Here is a 21,473-nt window from a genome sequence, read left to right on the forward strand (position 1 = left end):
CGGCCCGCCCCGGACGGGAGGATGGGGGTCCCCGTTCACCTGGTGTCGCTCACCTCGGTCCCCTCCAGGGCGGCCCGCCCGGCCTCCAGCCGCGCCACCGGGACCCGGAACGGCGAGCAGGAGACGTAGTCCAGGCCGGCGGTGTGGAAGAAGCGCACCGAGGCGGGGTCGCCGCCGTGTTCGCCGCACACGCCGATCGTCAGGTCCGGCCGGGTGGCGCGGCCCTCGGCGACGGCGATCCGGACCAGGCGGCCCACGCCGTCCAGGTCGAGCGTCTCGAACGGGGAGACGGGGAAGACGCCCCGGTCGAGGTAGGCGGAGAAGAACTCCGCCTCCACGTCGTCGCGGGAGAAGCCCCACGTGGTCTGGGTGAGGTCGTTGGTGCCGAAGGAGAAGAACTCCGCCTCCTCGGCGATCCGGCCCGCCGTCAGCGCCGCCCGCGGCAGCTCGATCATGGTGCCCACGGGGCAGGTGACGGGGACGCCGGCCGCCGCGGAGACCTCGGCCAGCACCCGTTCCGCCTCCTCGCGCACGATGCGCAGTTCGCGGACGTCCCCGACGAGCGGCACCATGATCTCCGCCCGGGGCGTGCCGCCGGCCCGCGTCCGCTCCACGACGGCCTCGCCGATCGCCCGGACCTGCATGGCGACCAGACCGGGCACCAGCAGGCCGAGGCGCACGCCCCGCAGCCCGAGCATCGGGTTCTCCTCGTGCATCCGGTCCACCGCGGCCAGCAGTTCGGCGTCGTGCGGGTCCGGCAGGTCGCCGTGGGCCTCGGCGGCGGCGATGCGCACCGCGAGGTCGGTGCGGTCGGGCAGGAACTCGTGCAGCGGCGGGTCGAGGAGCCGGATGGTGACGGGCAGGCCGTCCATCGCCTCCAGGATGCCCGTGAAGTCCCGCCGCTGGAGCGGCAGCAGGGCTGCCAGGGCCCGGTCGCGCTCGGTGTCCGAGCGGGCCAGGATCATGTCCTCGACCAGCTTGCGGCGCTCGCCGAGGAACATGTGCTCGGTGCGGCACAGGCCGATGCCCTGCGCGCCGAACCGGCGGGCGCGGGCGGCGTCCTGGGGCGTGTCGGCGTTGGCCCGCACCTGAAGCCGCCGCACGGTGTCGGCCCGGGCCAGCGCACCGGCCACCGCCTCGACCACGCCGGCCGCTTCCCCATCGGTGTCACCGGTCTCCAGGAAGCGCATCACCGCCGAGTCCACCAGCGGCACGGAGCCCGGATACACGGCTCCCGCGCTGCCGTCCACGGACAGGGCCGTGCCTTCCCCGACGACGGTGCCGTCCGGAGCGGTGAAGCGCCGCGCCCGGACGTCCACGGAGAGCTCCTCGGCGCCGCACACGCACACCTTTCCCATGCCGCGGGCGACCACGGCGGCGTGGCTGGTCTTGCCGCCGCGGCTGGTGACCACCGCCTGGGCGGCGATCATGCCGGGCAGGTCGTCGGGAGTGGTCTCCTGGCGGACGAGGACGACCCGCTCGCCGGCCGCGGCGCGCCGTACGGCCTCGGCGGAGTCGAACACCGCCGCGCCGGCCGCGGCACCGGGGGAGGCCGCGACGCCGTGCGCGAGCGCGGCGCCGGTCATCGAGGCGTCGAAGCGCGGGAACATCAGCCGGGCCAGCTCCTCGCCGCTCACCCGGGCCAGGCTCTCCTCCGGGGTGATGAGCCCCTCGTCGGCCAGTTGCGCGGCGATGGCGAAGGCGGCCTCGGCGGTGCGCTTGCCGATCCGGGTCTGCAGGATCCACAGCGTGCCGCGTTCGATGGTGAACTCGATGTCGCACAGGTCCCGGAAGTGCCGCTCCAGGGTCCTCAGGTGCTCCCGCAGCCGGGCGCAGGAGCCGGGGTCCAGGCGTTCCAGCTCGGTCAGGGGCACGGTGTTGCGGACGCCGGCGACGACGTCCTCGCCCTGCGCCTCGGGCAGGTAGTCGCCGTACGGGCCGGGGCGTCCGGTGGCCGGGTCGCGGGTGAAGGCGACGCCGCTGCCGGAGTCGGGGCCGAGGTTGCCGAAGACCATGCGCTGCACGGTGACGGCGGTGCCCAGGCCGTCGGGGATGTGCTCGCGCCGTCGGTACAGGCGCGCCCGGTCCCCGTTCCAGGACGTGAAGACGGCCAGGACCGCCCGGCGCAGCTGCTCGGCGGGGCACTGCGGGAACCAGTCGCCGGTCTCGTCGTGGATCAGATCCTTGTAGATCTCCACCAGCCGGGCGAGGTCACCGGCGCCCAGGTGCACGTCGTCCGGGACGCCGCGCACGTCCTTCAGCCGCGCGGACTCCTCCTCGAACAGGGCGCGATCGACGCCCATGACCGTGCTGCCGAACATCTGGAGCAGACGCCGGTAGGAGTCCCAGGCGAAGCGCTCGCTGCCGGACACCTTGGCCAGGCCCAGGACGGAGTCGTCGTTCAGGCCGATGTCGAGGATCGTCTCCATCATGCCGGGCATGGAGAACCGGGCGCCGGAGCGCACGGACACCAGCAGCGGGTCGTCGGGCTGCCCCAGCCGCCGGCCGGCGGTGGTCTCCAGGGCCGCCAGGTGGTCGGAGACCTCCCGCGCCAGGCCCGCGGGCTCGCCACCGGTGGTGAGGAAGGCCCGGCAGGCCTCGGTGGTGAGGACGAATCCCGGCGGGACCGGCAGCCCCAGCCGGGTCATCTCGGCCAGGTTCGCTCCCTTGCCACCGAGCAGACCGGCCATGTCACGGCCGCCCTGTGTGAAGTCGTACACGTAACGGACCATGACACCGCGCTCCTCAGCCGTGGGGTGGTGGTACCAGCGTCGGACGCTGGAGCCGCTGCCCGCGAGGTGCCGGCAGTCCCGCTCGGGGGGCCGGTCGGCCTGGGTGCCCGCCGCCGGGCCGCCGCAGGGCCGAAGGGGACCCGCAGCCGGGCTGTACGGCCCCTGGGCCCCCGTCTCCGCCGGGAAGAGGCTCGGGGACATCGCGAGGAAACACGGACCCGGAGGGACGACTCATGCTTCATGACATCGCCGTGGGGGTCGACGGCTCACCCGCGAGCCTCGCCGCCGCGCACTGGGCGGCCCAGGAGGCCCGGCGGCGGGGAACCGGACTGACCGTGGTGCACGCCTGGCACCCTCACGCCCATCCCGCGTCGTCCGTTCCCTTCGGCCGCGCCGAGCACGACTGGGCCGCGCAGATCCTCCAGGAGGCCGTACGCGGCGTCCGCACGGCCCGTCCCGGTCTGCGGATCACCGAGCGCCTCGTGTGCGACGCGACGGTCGACGCCCTGGTCGCCACCGCCGCCGACGCCGGCATGCTGGTCCTCGGAGCCCCGGGCCTGGGGTTCGTGGGCGGCTTCGTCACGGGATCCGTGTCCCAGCGCGTCGTCGCCCGGTCGGTCCGCCCCGTGGTGCTGGCGCGGGCGGGGCGGCGCGCCGCCGACGAGCACACGCCGTCCGCGGCCGGCATCGCCCCGGAGGAGATCCCCGGGACGCCCTGCCGCGAGGTGGTTCTGGGGCTGCACACCGGCCACCCCTGCGACGAACTGATCGGGTTCGCCTTCGACGCCGCCCGGTGGCGCGGCACCGGCCTGCGGGTGGTCCATGCTTTCCGGGCGCCGTCCGGGTCCGCCCCCGACCCGTCGGTGACCGTCCCACCGGTCGTCCCCACCGCGGGCCCGGCCCTGTACCCGCGGGCACGGGCGCAGGCGCGGGCGCACGCGGAGGACATGGTGGGCGCGGTGCTGCGCCCCTGGCGGGAGAGGTACCCGACCGTGCCCGTGACCGGGACGGTCACCGAGGGCCGTGCCTCCGTCGCACTCGTGCACGCGGCGCGGGGCGCCGGGCTCCTCGTGGTGGGCCGCCGCACGGACGGCCAGCGGATCGGTGCCCGCACGGGTCCGGTCGCACACGCCGTCCTGCACCACGCCGACTGCCCCGTCGCCGTGGTCCCGCACGACTGAGCCCGCCTGCCCGGACCTGGGTGCCTGCGGGCGGCCGGGAACCCGGCCCGTGTCCTGTCCGGCACTCCTCGCCGCCGGCCAGGACGCGACGGCCTACGCCGCCCTCCACCGCCGGCGGGCGCACCGTCGTCCGTCCGGCCTCGCCTCCGGCCGCGGCTCCCGGCACGGTGCGCCGTACGCGGGCGGGGGCTGAAGGTCCCGGCGGACCGGGGCCGGACGGAACCCGGCCGTGTCCTGTCCGGCACTCCTCGCCACCGGCCAGGACGGCCAGCATCGACGGTGAGGAGACCGCTCGACGAGAGGACCTGTGATGACCGCGACGGTGACAGCCGGCCCCCGGACCGCCGACGCCTGGCGGCAGTTCGCCGGGAACGGGTGGCGTGAGCGCATCGACGTGCGCGACTTCATCCAGGCCAACTACACGCCGTACGAAGGCGACGCGGCCTTTCTGGCCGGCCCCACCGACCGCACGCGCGTGGTCTGGGAGAAGGTCAGCGCGCTGTTCCCGGAGGAGCGGCGCCGGGGCGTCCTCGACGTCGACGCCGCCACCCCCTCCACCATCACCTCGCACGCCCCCGGCTACATCGACCGGGACCGTGAGCTGGTCGTCGGCCTGCAGACCGACGCCCCGCTGAAGCGCGCGATCATGCCGAACGGCGGCCTCAGGATGGTCGAGAACGGGCTCGCGGCCTACGGATACCGGCCCGACCCGTTCGTGAGCAAGGTCTTCGGCACGTACCGCAAGACCCACAACGACGGCGTCTTCGACGCCTACACCCCGCAGATGCGGGCCGCCCGCAAGGCGGGGATCATCACCGGGCTGCCGGACGCCTACGGCCGCGGCCGGATCATCGGCGACTACCGGCGCGTCGCCCTGTACGGCACGGACCGGCTGATCGAGGCCAAGCGCGCCGAACGGGCCCTGCTGGACGCGCGCCCCTCCGGCCCCGACGTCATCCGCGACCGCGAGGAGCTGGCCGAGCAGATCCGGGCGCTGGGCGAGCTGGCGCGGATGGCCGCCTCCTACGGCTGCGACGTCTCCCGCCCCGCCGTGACCGCGCACGAGGCGGTGCAGTGGCTCTACCTTGGCTTCCTCGCCGCGGTGAAGGAGCAGAACGGCGCGGCGATGTCGCTGGGCCGCACCTCCACCTTCCTGGACGTCTACCTCCGGCGCGACCTGGACGAGGGGCTCCTCGACGAGACGCGCGCCCAGGAGCTGATCGACGACTTCGTCATCAAGCTGCGGATCGTGCGGTTCCTGCGCACGCCCGAGTACGACGCGCTGTTCTCCGGCGACCCGACCTGGGTGACGGAGTCCATCGGCGGCATCGGCGCGGACGGACGCCCGCTGGTCACCCGCACCTCCTTCCGCTTCCTGCAGACCCTGTACAACCTGGGCCCGGCCCCCGAGCCCAACCTGACCGTGCTGTGGTCGCCCCGGCTGCCCGCCGGCTTCAAGGAGTTCTGCGCGCAGGTCTCGATCGACACCAGCGCCGTCCAGTACGAGTCCGACGAGCTGATGCGCCCCCGCACCGGCGACGACACCGCGATCGCCTGCTGTGTCTCCGCGATGGCGGTGGGGAAGCAGATGCAGTTCTTCGGCGCGCGCGTCAACCTCGCCAAGGCGCTGCTGTACGCGGTCAACGGCGGCCGGGACGAGATGACCGGCGACCAGGTCGCCCCGGAGACACCGCCGCTGACCGGGGAGTACCTGGCCTACGACGAGCTGTCGGCGGCGTACGACCGCATGCTGGACTGGCTGGCGGAGACGTACGTCGACGCGCTCAACGTGATCCACTACATGCACGACAAGTACGCCTACGAGCGGATCGAGATGGCGCTGCACGACCATCCCGTGCACCGCTTCATGGCCTGCGGCATCGCCGGCCTGTCCGTCGCCGCCGACAGCCTGTCCGCCGTGAAGTACGCGCGGGTGAAGGTGGTGCGCGACGACACCGGACTGGCCGTGGACTACGAGGTCGAGGGCGAGTTCCCGGCGTACGGCAACAACGACGACCGCGCCGACGCCCTCGCCGCCGGCCTGGTGGAGTCGTTCATGGCCAAGGTCCGACGGCACCCCGCCTACCGGGACGCCGAGCACACCCAGTCGGTGCTGACCATCACCTCCAACGTCGTCTACGGCAGGCACACCGGCAACACCCCGGACGGCCGCCGCGCCGGACAGCCCTTCGCACCCGGCGCCAACCCGATGAACGGCCGGGACCGGCACGGGGTCGCCGCCTCCGCCCTCTCCGTGGCGAAACTGCCGTACGAGCAGGCCCGCGACGGCATCTCACTGACCACCACGATCACCCCGGAGGGGCTGGGCCACGTCCCCGGGGAGCGCGCGGGCCACCTGGTCGGCATCCTCGACGCCTACATGTCCGCGGGCGGGTTCCACATGAACGTGAACGTGCTGGACCGCGCCGTGCTGGAGGACGCCATGGAGCACCCGGAGAAGTACCCCGAGCTGACGATCCGGGTGTCCGGGTACGCGGTCAACTTCGTCCGCCTGACCCGTGAGCAGCAGCTCGACGTGATCAGCCGCACCTTCCACGGATCGCTGTGAACGGCATCGCGGACGGTACCGCGAACGGCACCGCGAGCGACGCGGTCACCGGCCGGATCCACTCCTGGGACCTGTCCACCGGCGTGGACGGTCCCGGGACCCGGTTCGTGCTCTTCGTCAGCGGCTGCCCGCTGCGCTGCCTGTACTGCGCCAACCCCGACACCTGGCACATGCGCGACGGCCGGGCGGTCACCGTCGACGAGGTGATGGCGGAGATCGACAAGTACCGTGCGTTCCTCACCACGGCCGGGGGCGGGATCACCGTCACCGGCGGCGAGCCCCTGCTCCAGCCGGCCTTCACCGGCGCCCTCCTGCACCGCTGCAAGGAGGCCGGACTGCACACCGCGCTGGACACCTCGGGCTTCCTCGGCGCCCGTGCCACGGACGGACTCCTCGCCGACACCGACCTGGTGCTGCTGGACATCAAGGCCTTCGACGTCACCACCTACCGGAAACTGACCGGCGGCGAACTCGCCCCGACCCTGAACCTCGCCACCCGTCTCGACCGGCTGGGCAAGCGCATGTGGATCCGGTACGTCCTGGTGCCCGGCTGGACCGACGACCCGGAGGCGGTCGACGGGCTCGCCGGCTTCCTCGGGGGCCTCGGCAGTGTCGACCGGGTCGACGTCCTGCCGTTCCACAAGCTCGGCGCGGCCAAGTACGACGCCTTGGGCCTTCCCTTTCCCCTGCGGGAGACGCCGGTTCCCGACGCGGACCTGGTGGGCCGGGTCCGCGGCCGGTTCCGCGACCATGGTCTGGCGGCCCACTGACCTACTGACCCGGGGCGGCGCCTCCGGACCCGGTCCCGTACGCCCCGCCTTCGGCGGTCCCGGCCAGAAAGCAGCTGTCCAGCCCGGTCGCCCGCGCCGTACACAGTGGGGCACTGCCCGCCGTCCTCGTACGACGACCGCACCAGGCTCGGCGGGCAGCCGCACGAGACCTGAGCGACCCGACCGGGCCGGACGTCACCGGCGACGTCGTCTCCTCGTCCGCCTCCCTCGTCCGCGGCCAGGCGGAGAACCGGCTGTGCACCGTCAGGGCCGCCCCGTCGCCACCCTGGAGGACCGGCATCATGCGCATAGTCATCGCCCTCGGCGGCAACGCCCTGCTGCACCGGGGCGAACGCCCCGACGCCGATGTGCAGAAGGCGAACATCGACCGCGTCACCACCGCGATCGCCGCCCTCGCGCGGGAACACGAGATCGTGATCACCCACGGCAACGGCCCCCAGATCGGGCTGCTCGCCGTGGAGAGCGCGGCCGATCCCGCCCTCAGCGCGCCCTACCCGCTGGACCTGCTCGGCGCGCAGACCCAGGGCATGATCGGCTCGCTGCTGGTCCGCACGCTGCACGACGTCCTGCCCGGACGTCGCATCGCCGCACTCGTCACCCACACCGTCGTCCGCGCGGACGATCCCGCTTTCGAGCGGCCCACGAAGTTCGTCGGCCAGGTCCCCCCGCACACCGTGGCCCGGGCCCCGGCCCGCAGGCCGAGCCGGCGGATCATCCGGGACACCACCGGCCGGCGCGGGATCGTCGCCTCGCCCGCTCCGGAGCGGATCGTCGAAGCCGGCACCATCCACGATCTGCTGGGCGCGGGCACACTCGTGATATGCGCCGGCGGAGGCGGCGTCCCGGTCACCGCCGACCCGCTCACCGGCGCGCTCAGCGGCGCGGACGCCGTGGTCGACAAGGACCTGACCGCCGCCCTCCTGGCCGAGGACCTCAAGGCCGACTTCCTGCTGATCCTCACCGACGTCCCCAACGTCTACACCGACTACGGCACCCCGCGGCAGCGGCCCGTCCTCGACGCCACCCCCGCCGAGCTGCGCCGCGGCGCTTTCGCGGAGGACTCGATGGGGCCCAAGGCCGAGGCCGCCGCCCGGTTCGTGGAACGGACCGGGGGGATCGCCGCGATCGGGGCTCTGGACGCCGCCTACGAGATCGTCCACGGCAGGTCGGGCACCCTGGTCCGCCCCGGCACGCCCGTGGTGTGAACCACCACGGGTGACGAGCCGGGAGGCTTCGCGAGGAGCGGTCCAGGGCGGACGGCAAGCAGGACGCCCCCTCGGAATCCCCGGAAGAAGGCGCGGCAGCGCGGAAGGGACCCGGTAGGCCCCGCCCGGCCCGGCCGCGCGGCGACGGGAGATCCCGCCGCCGGCCGGGAAGGGGGCGGCCGACCGGCGGATCGGCCGATGGCCGCGCCCGGCCGGGGAGACGGTGCGGAACCGTCTCCCCCGCCTGCCCGCAGCGTTCGGCGTGGAGCGCACTGCCGGACGCCGTCATCGCCCCGCACCCGGCGCGGTCACCGCCGCGGCGACCGGGTGCTCCGGTACCGGGGCGGCGAGCGTCGCACTGCTCGGGGGAATCCGCCTTCCCGCCCCGTGCCCGTGCCCGGGGCCGGGCCGGTGCGGCTGGGTGGATGCCCTCCCCGGCCTCCCCGGGACGGACGAGCGGGAGGGGGGCCGTCCGGGGCCCCGCGGGGCCCCGGACGGCCCCGGTCCCCGGCCGAGGCCGAAGGTCCCGCGCCGAAGGGACTGTTCGGCTCCGCGTCCGCGCCCATCGGCATCCGGCGTCGGACCGGCCCCGGCAGCCACAGTGAAGGTGTCAGAAACCAACCGGACCGACCGGACCGACTCCGAAGGATCACCGTCATGGCCGTGCACCAGCACTCCCACCGCAGCGCGGACTTCCACCTGCCGTCCTTCCGCAGGAACCGGACCGCCGCACCCGAGTCCGCAGCCGTGTCGGCACACACCGGCACGCACACCGCACGGGCCTACGTCTTCGCCTCGGCGCGCCTGCTGATGGGCTTCGTCTTCCTGTGGGCCTTCCTCGACAAGACCTTCGGCCTCGGCTACAGCACTCGGCCCGGCAAGGGCTGGATCGACGGCGGCTCGCCCACCGAGGGCTTCCTCGGTCACGTCGCCGTCGGACCGATGGAGTCCACCTTCCACGCGTGGGCCGGCGCCGCCTGGGCGGACTGGCTGTTCATGCTGGGCCTGCTCGGCGTCGGCCTGGCGCTGACCGCCGGGGTGGCCCTGCGTCTCGCGGCCGTCGCGGGCACCGTGATGATGGCGCTGATGTGGGTGGCCGAGTGGCCACCGGCGCGGCACCTGTCGGACGGCTCCCCGAGCATGTCGACGAACCCGTTCGCCGACTACCACCTCGTCTACGCCCTGCTGCTCGTCGCGCTCGCCGTCGCCTCCGCCGGCGACACCCTCGGCCTCGGACGGCTGTGGGCCCGGCTCCCGCTCGTCCGCGGCAACGGATGGCTCCGCTGAACGGCACCGGTGCGGTGGGCCCGCCGACGGACCCACCGCACCGGCCCGCCGACGGAGCCGGTCGGCCCCGGCCGGGGACCAGCGGCCCCTGCCCCGCGAACCCGCTGAACACGACACTGAGACCGCACCACCCCACACAGGAGGAGGGCGTCATGCCCCGCACCATCACCGTAGGAGTCGACGGCTCGCCCGAGAGCCGGGCCGCAGCCGAGTGGGCGGCCCGTGAGGCGCGGTTGCGCGACCTGCCGGTCAAGCTGGTCCACGTGCGGCAGCCGCTGCCGGAGCCGACGGTCCAGGTCCCCCTCCCCGACGACGAGACCCCCCAGCACTGGTATGAGCGCATCCCCCGGGAGGCCGCCGAGGGGCTGAGGCTGCGTCATCCCGGTGTCGAGGTGAGCACCGAGCAGCGCGCGGGCACGCCGGCCGACGCCCTGGTGGACGCCGCCCGCGACGCGGAACTGCTGGTCCTCGGCTCCCGCGCGCTGAGCGGGATCGGCGGCTTCCTGGTCGGGTCCGTCGGACAGGCCGTGGTCGCCCGCACCGAGGCGCCGGTGGTTCTCGTACGCGCCGGTGAACAGGCCGCCGACGAACACGTCATGGACCCCGCCGGCATCCCGTCCGCCGCCACCGCCTTCCGGCCCGTCGTCCTCGGCCTCGACACCGGCCACCCCGACGACACGGTGCTCGCCTTCGCCTTCGAGGAGGCACAGCGCCGCGGGACCGCCCTGCACGCCGTCCAGGTCTGGAACCTGCCGCCGTACAGCGTCTACGACCTGGTCGCGGGGGTCGACCTGCACGCCGAGGCCGCCCGCCGGTGGGCCGCCGAACTCACCGGCGTACTGCGCCCCTGGCGGCAGAAGTACCCGGACGTGGAGGTCGTCGAGACGTCCCGCACCGGCAGCCCCGCCGCCCGCCTCGTCGACGCCGCCCGCGACGCGTCCCTCGTCGTGGTCGGCCGGCGGATCCGCCGCAGCCCCTTCGGCGTCCACATCGGCTCGGTCACCCACGCGGTGCTGCACCACTCCACCGCCCCCGTCGCCGTCGTCGCGCACGACTGACCCGGCCGGCCACGGAAAGCCGGCCACGGAAAGAGGAACCGTCATGAAGGCAGCGGTCGTACGGGCGTTCGGCGAGCCCCTGGTCATCGAGGAGCGCCCCGACCCCGAGCCCGGCCCCGGCCAGGTCCGGATCCGGGTGGAGGCGTCCGGGCTGTGCCACACCGACATCCACGCCGCGCACGGCGACTGGCCCGTGAGGCCCACCCCGCCGTTCGTGCCCGGGCACGAGGGCGTCGGCCTGGTGGAGAAGCTCGGGGCGGGCGTCACCCACCTCACCGTGGGACAGCGGGTCGCCGTGCCCTGGCTCGGCCGGGCCTGCGGGCGGTGCGAGCACTGCCTGTCCGGCTGGGAGACGCTGTGCGAGCAGCAGGTCAACACCGGCTACGGCTGCGACGGCGGGTACGCGGAGAAGATGCTGGCCTGGGCCGACTTCGCCCAGCCCGTACCGGACGGCATCTCCGCCGTCGAGGCCGCCCCGCTGACCTGCGCGGGCGTCACCACGTACAAGGCACTCAAGGTCGCCGGCGTCCGGCCCGCGCAGCTCGTCGCGGTCTCCGGCGTGGGCGGCCTCGGCCATCTCGCGGTGCAGTACGCCAAGATCGCCGGGGCGCGGGTGGCCGCCGTCGACGTCACCGACGACAAGCTGGAGCTCGCCCGGGAACTCGGTGCCGACTTCGTCGTCGACGCCCGCACCCAGGACGTCGGCGCGGAGCTGAAGCGGCTCGGCGGCGCGCACGCCGCCCTCGCGCTCGCCGTGAGCCCGGCCGCCTTCGAAGCCGTCAACGCAGGGTTGCGGCGCGGCGGCAAGCTGGTCATGGTGGCCCTGCCGGCACACGGCACGATCCAGGTACCCGTCTTCGACACCGTGCTCAACGGCACCTCGGTGATCGGCTCGATCGTCGGCACCCGGCAGGACCTCGCCGAGGTCTTCCAGCTGCACGCGGCGGGCCGGACGAGGGTCGTTCACGAGACCCGTCCGCTGGCCGCCGTCAACGAATCCATCGACGAGGTGCTGCGCGGCCAGGTCAAGGCCCGCATCGTGTTCGATCTCGACACAGGACGGTGAGGGCGATGGTGAGCCTCCCCCTGGTGGTGGGAGTGGACGGTTCCGAGCCCAGCCTGCGGGCCGTCGACTGGGCGGCCGACGAGGCCGCCCTGCGCGGGGTGCCCCTGCGCGTGGTGTACGCCTCCCTGTGGGGGCGGTACGAGGGTGCCGCGCTCGCGCCGGAGATCGGCGAGCCCGCCGGGCACGTGACCGCCGAGGACATCCTCGGTGCCGCCGCCCGGCGGGCCCGGCGTCACCACGCCGGCCTCTCCCTGACCACCGCGGTGGTGCCCGAGGAACCTGAACACGTCCTGGTGCGCGAGAGCCGCGACGCCACCGCCGTGGTCGTCGGCCACCGCGGGCGCAGCGACCTCGCCGAGCTGCTGCTGGGCTCCGTCAGCCTGACCGTGGCCGCCCACGCCCACTGCCCGGTCGTCGTACTCCGCGGCAGCCACGACAACCGGGCCGCAGCGGAAGGGCACGGCCGTATCGTCGTCGGCGTGGCCGGCGACGCGCCGACGGCGGCGGTGCGCTTCGCCCAGGAGGAGGCACGGCGGCGCGGTGTCCCGCTGGAGGCGGTACGGGCCTGGCGGTGCCCCGCGCACGACACGGCCGACCACCCCCTGCTCGCGGGCCGTCCCGAGCGACTGTACGAGGAACGGGCCGTACGGGAACTGGAGGCCGCCCTCCGGGACACCCCGCCCGACGTGAAGGTGCGCCGACGCACCGTCGAAGGCCCCGCCCGCCGGGTGCTTCTCGCCGTCTCGCACGAGGCGGACCTCCTGGTCGTCGGCCGGCACCGCCCCCGGCACCTCGGCCCGCGCCTCGGGCGGGCCGCCCACACGGTCCTGCACCACTCCGGCTGCCCGGTGGCGGTCGTGCCCGACGCGGCCTGAGCACGGACCGTCCGCCGGCTCACGCGCGGACGCGCGGGACACCGGCGTGAGGCGGGGGCGAGTGGCCGTCCCGTGGTCCCCGGCCGTCCCGTGGTCCCCGGCCGTCCCCTGGTCCCCGGCCGGCCCATGGGTACCGCCGGTCCCGCCGTGCACTCGGCGGCGTCGGCATGCCTCCGTGCGGAAGCGTGCGGGAGAGCGACGGCCGTACGGTCCCGCCCTGACGCTTCGCCGTCCCCCGAAGCACGCGTGCGGGACCGGGACATGACAGTCCGTCCGTGCCGACTGCTTCGCGGCCGAGGACGCGCGCCCCGGCTCCACCACGTGCATGTCGCCCATGGGCTGCGCGGATCCGTACCGCAGACGTCACCGCGTCGACCTTCATGACCGCATCCTGCGGGCACGCGCGGTCCGCGGACCGGGAGCGTCTCCCCGCCGACACGGGGCGCGCCGCACGGTGCCGCGGCACGAGACACCGACTCGCACCGTCACCGCACCACAGGGCACGCGCACCCCTGTCCCGTCCGTCGCCGGCCGGTGCCGGGTGGTGTGCGTCCACGCGTGGACAGGACGCCGGCGGCCGGGCCCTGCCGTAGCAGGCCGGGGTGTCCTCGGGTAGGGCCGTTGGGGCATGCTGCACCACATGGCCAGTCGTGAGGACGAGAACGCGGCGGTGAGCGACCGGTCGGGGGCACAGCGTCCCGGCCCGGTCCCGCCGCTGCGGATGGATGCGCTGCTGAGCGAGCTGCAGGAGCACGTCGAGCGGGTGCGCGGCGGCCGGGACCGCATGCAGACGCTGCTCGACGCGGTGATGGCGGTCGGCAGCGATCTCGACCTGGAGGACCTGCTGCGACGGATCGTGCAGTCCGCGGCCGACCTGGTGGACGCCGAGTACGGCGCGCTGGGCGTGCTGGGGGAGGAGGGCACGATCCGGCAGTTCATCACGGTCGGCATGGACCAGGGGACGATCGCGCGGATCGGCCACTATCCCGAAGGCCAGGGCATTCTGGGCCTGTTGATCCGCGAGCCGCACCCGCTGCGCCTGGAGGACCTCGGCGAGCATCCGGAAGCGGTGGGCTTTCCGCCGGGGCACCCGCCCATGCGCACGTTCCTCGGCGCTCCCGTACAGGTCCGGGACAAGATCTTCGGCAATCTCTATCTGACCGACAAACGCGGTGGGACGCCCTTCGACGCCGACGACGAGGCGGTGCTGCGCAGCCTGGCCGCCGCCGCGGGCGTGGCGATCGACAACGCCCGCCTGTACGACGACAGCCGCCACCGCGAGCGGCGCCTGGCGGCCGGCGCCGAGATGACCCGTGCCCTGCTGTCGGGGGCGCCCCCGGAGGAGATCCTGCGGTCGCTGGCCGACACCGTCCGGGAGATGACGGACAGCGACCTCGTCACCCTCGCCCGCCCTGTGGGCGAGGGCGACGGCCTGGTCGTGGAGGCCGCGGCCGGTGCGGCGGCCGACCAGGTGCTGGGTCTCGCCCTGCCCGCCACCACCCTGGCGGCGAAGGTGTACGCCACCGGGAAACCCCTCACCAGCGACTCCCTCAGCGACGATCCCCGTGCCTCGGGTGGCAGCGCCTCCGTCGTACCGCTCGGGCCCGCCTTCTTCGTACCCGTCGGCGACAGCGAGGCGATACGCGGGGTGTTGCAGGTGGCCGACGCCCCCGGCAGGCCACCGTTCACCGACGCCGCCGTCGACATGGTCCTCACCTTCGCCGACCAGGCCGCGCTGGCGCTCCAGCTCGCCGAGCACCGACGGGACGCCGAACAGCTGGCCCTGCTCGGCGACCGCGACCGTATCGCCCGCGACCTGCACGACCAGGTCATCCAGCGGCTCTTCGCCGACGCGCTGACCTTGCAGGCCGCACTCGGCCGCGTCCGCGACCAGCCCGCAGCGGCCGAACGCATCCAGCAGGTCGTGGACGACCTGGACGCCACCATCAAGATCATCCGCTCCACCGTCTTCGGCCTCCAGCACCGCGACCGGCAGCAGCGGACCGGCGGACTGCGCGCCCACCTGCTGACCCTGACCGACGAAGCCACCCGGACACTCGGCTTCGCCCCGTCCCTGCGCATGACGGGTCTGCTGGACACCGACGTGCCCGCCACCCACGCCGACCACCTCCTCGCCGTCCTGCGCGAGGCCCTGTCCAACGCCGCCCGGCACGCGCGGGCCACCACGGTGGAAGTCACCGCCGAAGCCGTCGGCCGGACGCTGCGGCTGACCGTCACGGACAACGGACGCGGTATCGACCCGGCCACCACCCGCCGCAGCGGGCTGGCCAACCTGCGCAGCCGCGCCGAGGAACTCGGCGGCATGTTCCGGCTGGCCCGCCGCGATCCGACCGGCACACTCCTGGAGTGGACGGTGCCCCTGCCCGTCGGCAGCGCGGCTCCGGGGGCGGCCGGTTGATCCCCTCAAGGGCCCGTCGCCGCGCCCGGTCCGCCGGTGCCCGTACGGAGGAGGGGGCCGACTGTGCACGGCGTCCGCGGACATGCGACATCCGGGGGAGACCTGGTCGCGGACGGGTGCCTGGATGGTGCCGCCGGCCGGCAGGGCCACCATGACCGGCGCGCCGCCGTGCCGCGGAGCGCCGCGGACGGCGGCCGACGCCTGCTCCACGACGGCCGGCGCCCGCTCCGCCGCGCGATGCCCGGGCCTTGGCGCTTCGGCCCGTGATGGCGCAGGATCTCCGACAGGCAGGGGGCCGGTCCCGCCCGGGGGGTGGGGGCCGAGGGACGAGAAGGCAGCGTGGAACGCGGAGGAGCGTGTGATGGCGGACAGCCAACGACCTGTACCCGGTGAACCGATCCGGGTCTTCCTGCTGGACGACCACGAGGTGGTACGGCGCGGGGTGCACGACCTGCTCGACGACGAGCCGGACATCACGGTGGTCGGCGAGGCGGGCACCGTGGAACAGGCACTGGTACGCGTCCCCGCGCTGCGCCCGCAGGTCGCGGTGCTGGACGTGCGCCTGCCGGACGGCGACGGGGTCACCGTGTGCCGGGAACTGCGTTCGCGCATGCCGGAGCTGGCCTGCCTGATGCTGACGTCGTTCGACGACGAGGAGGCCCTGCTCGACTCGATCATGGCGGGTGCCTCCGGATACGTCCTCAAGCAGATCCAGGGCTCGGACCTGGTGTCGGCCGTCCGCACGGTCGCCAGGGGCCAGTCACTGCTGGACCCGAGCGCCACCGCCAGGCTGATGGCCCGGCTGCGCAGCGATCAGGTCAAGGAGGAGGAACCGGACGCGCTGCCCGGGCTGACCGACCGGGAGCGGGAGATCCTGGCCCTGATCGGTGAGGGGCTGACCAACCGGCAGATCGGCCAACGCCTGTACCTCGCGGAGAAGACGGTGAAGAACCAGATCTCCCGGCTGCTGGCCAAGCTCGGTGTGGAGCGGCGCGTCCAGGCCGCGGTGATAGCCACCCAGGCCCAGGACCGGCTTCGCCAGCGGAAGAACTGATCCGCCGCCACCCTCGGGAGACATGCTGGGTGACGGGACGCGGGCCCACGGGCCGGGGACGGGCGGCCTGCGGCCTGGGACGTACCGGACAAGCGTCTCGGACGGGGTCGCGCAGGAGCGCCGTTCGGTCCGCGGCCGGCCCGGAAGGGACGCACGCGCAGCCTGTGCGGTGGCGCGCGACGCCGGGCTGACCGCGGGCGTGATCTCCGTATCGCGGTTGCCTGGAACGCAACAGTGCCTCCAGGCGACCGACTTCAGGATCCGGAGGAAGAGGACCTGGAAGAAGCCCAGCTTCCGGGGGCTGTAGGGACGAAGGATGTTCTTCGTCTGCTCGTGATACAGCGAGAGTGCCTCGCCGACCTGCCTGAACAGTGGATGTGTGCTGCTCGTTGGAGGCGCTGGCCCGGGAACGACCCGGATCTTGTTCTGCTACCGCCCGCGCCGGCACAACGGCCGCCGGACCGTCTCGGGCCGCAGGCCCGGCGCTCGCTGCCTCTGCCCCCCGGGGCCGTCCGCTCGGCGTACTTCCTGCGCCGAGGCTTGCCGTCCGGGCCGACGTGGTGGTGCGGAACTGCCGTCCCGTCTCCTGCTACGGGCAGACCGGGCCGTGGGCGCAGCGGCCGGGCCGGCACGTCGACGGCTCCCTGCTCGACGGCCAGCCGGCCTGGCTCACGTATGTCGCGCAGGGCTACTTCACCACCGGGACGGCACCGCGCCCGCACGGCACGGCCCACCCCACGATCGTGCCGTACCGGGCCCTGCGCACCGGTGAGGGGCATCTGATGGTCGCCGCCGGGAACGACAAGCTGTGGCGGGCGCTCGCCGAGACCATCGGGTGCGGCGAGCCGGCCGACGACCCGCGGGGGAGGACCGTGACCCGGCTGAAGGTGACGGTCTCCGTAACGGGGCAGGAGTGATTCGCGGTCGCGGACTCCGCGGAACTCGGGGCGGCGGTGCTTCGCTCACACGCGGGACCACTTCTGGCCGGCCTGGCCGTTGCAGGTCCACAGAACCAGTCGAGTCCCGTTGGTGGTCGCTGCGCCGTCGGCGTCGAGGCACAGTCCCGCGTGGACGTTACGGATCGACCCGTCGCCGCCGACGGTCCACTTCTGGTTGCTCTGGCCGTTGCAGGGCCAGGTGATGACCCGGGTGCCGTTCGCGGTGCCCTGGTCGTAGGCGTCCAGGCACTTGTCGCCGAAGACGCGGATCTCGCCGCCGGCCCACGTGGTCCACAGCTGGTTGGCGGCCGTGTGGCAGTCCCAGAGCAGCACCGTGGCGCCCGCGGCGGTGGAGGCGTTGTCCACGTCCGCGCAGCGGCCGGACGCGGTACCCCGCAGGCGCGACGTGGTGGCGGTCAGCGGACTGCCGCCGGTCACCCGGAACACGGCGACGCCGTGCGCGGGGACGCTCGCGGAGATCTGCCCGGACGTGCTCGACGTGCCGCCGGTCCACAGATCGGTGAGGGTGAACGGCCCGCCGGAGAGACCGACCTGCGCCGCCGACGTGGTGACCGTCGCGGTGCCGCCGCCGCGGTTGAACAGGCCGACCGCGACCGAACCGTCCGACAGCGGCTTGGCGAACACCTCGGTGGCGCCGTCGTCACGCACCCTGCGCCCGCCCGCGCCCAGCGGATCCTGGTTCACCGCCAGCAGACGCGGGTTGCGCAGGATCGCGCTGACGTCGGCGGACATGGTCCGGATGTCGTTACCGGCCATGAGCGGGGCACCCAGCAGGGCCCACAGGGCGAAATGGGAGCGGGACTCGGTCGGCGACAGGCCGGGGCGGCCGACGACCAGCATGTCGGGGTCGTTCCAGTGCCCTGGCCCGGACTGCGCCGCCAGCGGCGCGGTGACGTCCAGGACGTTGCCGACGCCCATCGGATAGCTGTTGGTGTTGCCGTTCTGCCAGATGTCCAGCAGGTCCTCGGTCGTCCGCCACAGGTCGGCGACTTCGCCCCAGTCGTACGTGGCGCCGGTGATGGCGTGCAGGCTGTTGGGGTTGATGCTGTAGACGATCGGCCGCCCGGTGGCGCGCAGGGCGTCACGCATGAGCGTGAACCGCGAAACCTGCTCGTCACGGGTACCGCTCGGGGAGCACCAGTCGTACTTGAGGTAGTCGACGCCCCACGAGGCGAACGTCGCGGCGTCCTGGGCCTCGTGTCCCCTGCTGCCCGTGGATCCCGGGTAGGCGCCCGTGGCCTGCGCGCAGGTGCGCTCGCCGGGCGCCTGGTAGATGCCGAACTTCAGGCCCTTGCCGTGGATGTAGTCCCCGAGCGCCTTCATCCCGCTGGGAAACTTGGCCGGGTTGGCCCGGAGGTTTCCCGCCGCGTCACGCTGCGGGTCGAACCAGCAGTCGTCGACCACGACGTACCTGTAGCCGGCGTCCCGCATGCCCGAGGACACCATCGCGTCTGCGGCCTGGCGCACCTGGGTCTCGGTGATCCCGCACCCGAAGCTGTTCCAGCTGTTCCACCCCAGCGGTGGGGTGAGCGCCGGACTGCCCGGTGCGGCCGAGGCGGTGGACTGGGCTGAGACCGTCACGGACGCGGCCACTGTCAGCGCGGCGGCCGTGAGGAGGCGGAGCAGTCGTCCGCCTGATCGTCTGGGCACCAGAGACTCCTTCAGCACGCAAAGATGAAGAGGATGAGGTTCGAAATTTCGAGCACCATTCGGAAACTTCGCGGCCCCACGGAGCCTAGAGATGTGGATGAACATGTCAACAGTGCCCGCAGGATCGATCCCGCCGCGCGATCGGCGATGCCGCGAAGTCGGCTCGTGCCCACCATCCGGCCGCCGACCCGCAATGACGCAACCCCAGAGCATTTCGAAACCTTTCGATGGAACAGACGAAGCATGCGAAAGGGGTTGACGGGGTGCGTGGGCCTCCTGTCATGCAGATTGCTCGACTGGCCGTCCCGCATTCGATACTTCGAGCACGCGGAAGCCGGTCCGTACTCCACGAAGCTGAGAAGACCCCCCGCATGGAATTGTCATGGCTTCACCAATCAGTCACTCGTCGTCGGACGCTCGCGGCCGTCGCGGAGTACACGAACCCGGTGATCTGCCAGCCGAGTACGACCTGAACGGCGCCCGCGGTCAGCGCTTCAGTGGGAGCGCTGACAGGGGTGGTCGTACCACCGCACTTCCCTCGGCGCGTCACATGCTCGGGACGAGAGCGTGCGACGCATCCCTCACCCGGAGAACGAGGTTCAGTCATGCGCCGCAGACTTCGCGCCCTGGCCGCAGCGCTCTTCGCGCTGCCGCTGGCGTTCGCCGCCGCACCGTCCGCCCACGCGGCCGACCCGACCACCATGACCAGTGGGTTCTACGTGGACCCCGACTCCAGCGCGAAGAGGTGGGTGGCCGCCAACCCCGGTGACGGCCGGGCCGCCGCGATCAACGCCTCGATCGCCAACACCCCGATGGCCCGCTGGTTCGGCTCCTGGAGCGGCACCATCGGCACCGCCACGGGTGCCTACGTCGGGGAGGCGGACCCCCGGGACGAACTGCCCATCCTCGTCGCCTGCAACATCTACAACCGCGACTACTGCGGCGGCCACTCCGCCGGCGGAGCCGCTTCGCCGTCCGCCTACGCCAGTTGGATCGCCCAGTTCGCCGGCGGGATCGCAGGCCGCTCGACCTCGACGGTGCCGCGCGTGCGCCGGGCCGAGACGATGGGCCCCGCCCCGCAGGCCGGCGCGCCGATTGGGCGCACTGTTCCGCCGATCACCTTGCCTGGCTGGGACGTCCTCCGAAGGTACCGATAGCTTGATCCCCCGCACGTGGGGAACGGAGGGTTACGGGTGGCAGAACGCGGGGACAGATGGCCGGAAGCACCCCTCGGCGCCCCGCCAGGGCCGCGTCACGGCAGACGATGCCGCGCCGGTCGAGCCGGCAACCGCCGCGGGCCGGGATGCGACGGACCCGACGCGATCGACTGCGAGCCCGTCGGCCACGACCGAAGCCTGGTGCAGGCCGCGCAGGTGAGAGCCCGAAGTCCTGAAGTCCTGGCCCAGCGCTCGAACGAGCTCGTCCACACGTTGACCCAACGGAGTCCGAGGGCCATGCCGGACACGACCTCGGCCAGCCTCGGCCCTCGCGAGGCCTCGACCCGCTACCAGCGGGCGATGCTCGACAAGACTGCGGACGACCTTGATGCGTGACCAGCAGAGAGGAGTACATCCGTGACAGAATCGACGTCCTTCCTGCTCGAACGCCTGCATGCGGCCGGCCTGACCGACGTTGTCGCGATCGAGCCGGCCACTGGAGGCCTCGCCGCGACCGCGGGGCTCGCGCGCCGCGGTGACGGTACGTCGGTGTTCGTCAAGGCGTTCGGCGAGCCGCCGTCAGACGACGCCTTCGCCGCGGAGGCCGAAGGGCTCACCGTGCTGCGCGAGGCGGGCGGCGTCGCCACGCCGGACATCATCCTCGCGGACCGCGACCTGCTCGTGCTGTCCGTGCTGCAGCCCCGGCCGGGTACCGAGGCATTCTGGGAGAAGCTCGCGCATGCGCTCGCCCACCTCCACACCACCACCCGGCACGCCCGGTTCGGGTGGCACCGGGACAACTGGCTGGGCCGTCGTCGGCAGGTCAACACCTGGGAAGGCGACGGGTTCGCGTTCTTCGCCCAGCACCGTCTGCTCCGCTGGCTCGGCGAGCGCCGCGTCCAGGAGGCGCTCGACGCCGCGGACCGGGCGGCGCTGGAGCGGCTGTGCGACCGGCTGCCCGAGCTGCTGCCGGTCAGGCCCGCGTGTCTGACGCACGGCGACCTGTGGGCGTCGAACGCCATGGCTACCCCCGACGGGCGGCCCGCGCTGATCGACCCGGCCGTGTCGTACACGTGGGCCGAGGTCGACCTGGCCCACCTGTGGACGACGACGCCGCCGCCGGAGGCGCACGTATTCTTCGAGCTGTACGCCGAGCTGACCGGACTCGACCGCGACTGGCGCGAACGCATGCCGATCCTCCAGCTACGCCAGCACCTGGCAGTGATCGCCCAGTTCGATCCCGACTGGGGCGCCGCAGCCGTCGTGCGCGCCACACTCGCCCCGTTCCGGCAGCGGCACTGAGCTCGGTTCGGCTTTCCCGGTTTCCTCGTGATGACGAGGGTGCCAAACGGTCAGCTCCTGAATGTCCGCGACTACATGGACGGAGTTGGCGTGGCTCACGCGGCGGTCCGACTGGCGGCATCGGCCACCAGCCTCAGCAACCGCTGCTGAACCTCTGACTTGACATCG

The 21,473-nt window shown here is 73.4% G+C and carries 15 protein-coding genes and 1 pseudogene; 14 read left to right on the plus strand and 2 right to left on the minus strand.

The window, feature by feature from the left end; translation table 11 throughout:
• Positions 1 to 35: 35 nt before the first annotated feature.
• Positions 36 to 2,732 (minus strand): pyruvate, phosphate dikinase, encoded by a 2,697-nt coding sequence (ppdK, locus tag IEZ04_RS08340; RefSeq protein WP_189216081.1) that lies wholly within the window; start codon positions 2,730 to 2,732, stop codon positions 36 to 38.
• 233 nt (positions 2,733 to 2,965) lie between these two features.
• On the opposite strand from ppdK, the gene IEZ04_RS08345 reads away from it, so the two are divergent.
• The 12 genes from IEZ04_RS08345 to IEZ04_RS08400 all read left to right on the plus strand — a co-directional run bounded on the left by IEZ04_RS08345 (position 2,966) and on the right by IEZ04_RS08400 (position 17,154).
• The gene (locus tag IEZ04_RS08345; protein WP_189216082.1) at positions 2,966 to 3,913 is read left to right on the plus strand and encodes a universal stress protein; all 948 of its coding nucleotides are present in this window, start codon (positions 2,966 to 2,968) and stop codon (positions 3,911 to 3,913) included.
• Positions 3,914 to 3,962: 49 nt separating this feature from the next.
• Positions 3,963 to 4,106, plus strand: coding sequence for a hypothetical protein (locus IEZ04_RS08350; RefSeq protein ID WP_189216083.1), 144 nt, complete (start codon positions 3,963 to 3,965; stop codon positions 4,104 to 4,106).
• A gap of 117 nt (positions 4,107 to 4,223) precedes the next feature.
• Positions 4,224 to 6,482: a formate C-acetyltransferase gene (pflB, locus tag IEZ04_RS08355; RefSeq protein WP_189216084.1), complete on the plus strand. Its 2,259-nt coding sequence runs from the start codon at positions 4,224 to 4,226 to the stop codon at positions 6,480 to 6,482.
• Positions 6,479 to 7,252, plus strand: coding sequence for a pyruvate formate-lyase-activating protein (gene pflA / locus IEZ04_RS08360; RefSeq protein ID WP_229820902.1), 774 nt, complete (start codon positions 6,479 to 6,481; stop codon positions 7,250 to 7,252). The genes pflB and pflA overlap by 4 nt, the downstream gene beginning before the upstream one ends.
• 302 nt (positions 7,253 to 7,554) lie before the next feature.
• A complete protein-coding gene (locus tag IEZ04_RS08365) occupies positions 7,555 to 8,478 on the plus strand; it encodes a carbamate kinase (RefSeq protein WP_189216085.1) in 924 nt (307 codons plus the stop codon).
• A 657-nt stretch (positions 8,479 to 9,135) separates the two neighbouring features.
• Positions 9,136 to 9,765, plus strand: a complete 630-nt coding sequence (locus tag IEZ04_RS08370; protein ID WP_189216086.1) for a DoxX family membrane protein — start codon at positions 9,136 to 9,138, stop codon at positions 9,763 to 9,765.
• Between the two features lie 152 nt (positions 9,766 to 9,917).
• Entirely contained in the window at positions 9,918 to 10,823 is a 906-nt protein-coding gene (locus tag IEZ04_RS08375) for a universal stress protein (RefSeq protein ID WP_189216087.1), read from the plus strand.
• A gap of 43 nt (positions 10,824 to 10,866) precedes the next feature.
• Positions 10,867 to 11,889 (plus strand): zinc-dependent alcohol dehydrogenase, encoded by a 1,023-nt coding sequence (locus IEZ04_RS08380; protein WP_189216088.1) that lies wholly within the window; start codon positions 10,867 to 10,869, stop codon positions 11,887 to 11,889.
• 8 nt (positions 11,890 to 11,897) lie between these two features.
• Positions 11,898 to 12,764: a universal stress protein gene (locus IEZ04_RS08385; protein WP_189216616.1), complete on the plus strand. Its 867-nt coding sequence runs from the start codon at positions 11,898 to 11,900 to the stop codon at positions 12,762 to 12,764.
• Positions 12,765 to 13,404: 640 nt separating this feature from the next.
• Positions 13,405 to 15,183 (plus strand): sensor histidine kinase, encoded by a 1,779-nt coding sequence (locus IEZ04_RS08390; protein ID WP_189216089.1) that lies wholly within the window; start codon positions 13,405 to 13,407, stop codon positions 15,181 to 15,183.
• A 361-nt stretch (positions 15,184 to 15,544) separates the two neighbouring features.
• Positions 15,545 to 16,237, plus strand: a complete 693-nt coding sequence (locus IEZ04_RS08395) for a response regulator (protein ID WP_189216090.1) — start codon at positions 15,545 to 15,547, stop codon at positions 16,235 to 16,237.
• Positions 16,238 to 16,794: 557 nt separating this feature from the next.
• Positions 16,795 to 17,154, plus strand: a complete 360-nt coding sequence (locus tag IEZ04_RS08400) for a CoA transferase (protein WP_229820903.1) — start codon at positions 16,795 to 16,797, stop codon at positions 17,152 to 17,154.
• Positions 17,155 to 17,199: 45 nt separating this feature from the next.
• Here IEZ04_RS08400 and IEZ04_RS08405 read toward each other — a convergent pair whose 3' ends face one another.
• Positions 17,200 to 18,846: a glycoside hydrolase family 27 protein gene (locus tag IEZ04_RS08405; RefSeq protein WP_189216092.1), complete on the minus strand. Its 1,647-nt coding sequence runs from the start codon at positions 18,844 to 18,846 to the stop codon at positions 17,200 to 17,202.
• A 605-nt stretch (positions 18,847 to 19,451) separates the two neighbouring features.
• Here IEZ04_RS08405 and IEZ04_RS08410 point away from each other — a divergent pair.
• Both IEZ04_RS08410 and IEZ04_RS08415 read left to right on the plus strand, forming a co-directional pair.
• Positions 19,452 to 19,871, plus strand: a pseudogene (locus IEZ04_RS08410) (glycoside hydrolase family 6 protein); the annotation flags it as partial.
• A 549-nt stretch (positions 19,872 to 20,420) separates the two neighbouring features.
• Positions 20,421 to 21,305 carry a fructosamine kinase family protein gene (locus IEZ04_RS08415; protein WP_189216093.1) on the plus strand — a complete coding sequence of 295 codons (885 nt, stop codon included), beginning with the start codon at positions 20,421 to 20,423 and terminating at the stop codon, positions 21,303 to 21,305.
• Positions 21,306 to 21,473: the final 168 nt, after the last annotated feature.

This window comes from Streptomyces ruber (assembly GCF_014648075.1).
Lineage (GTDB): Bacteria > Actinomycetota > Actinomycetes > Streptomycetales > Streptomycetaceae > Streptomyces > Streptomyces ruber.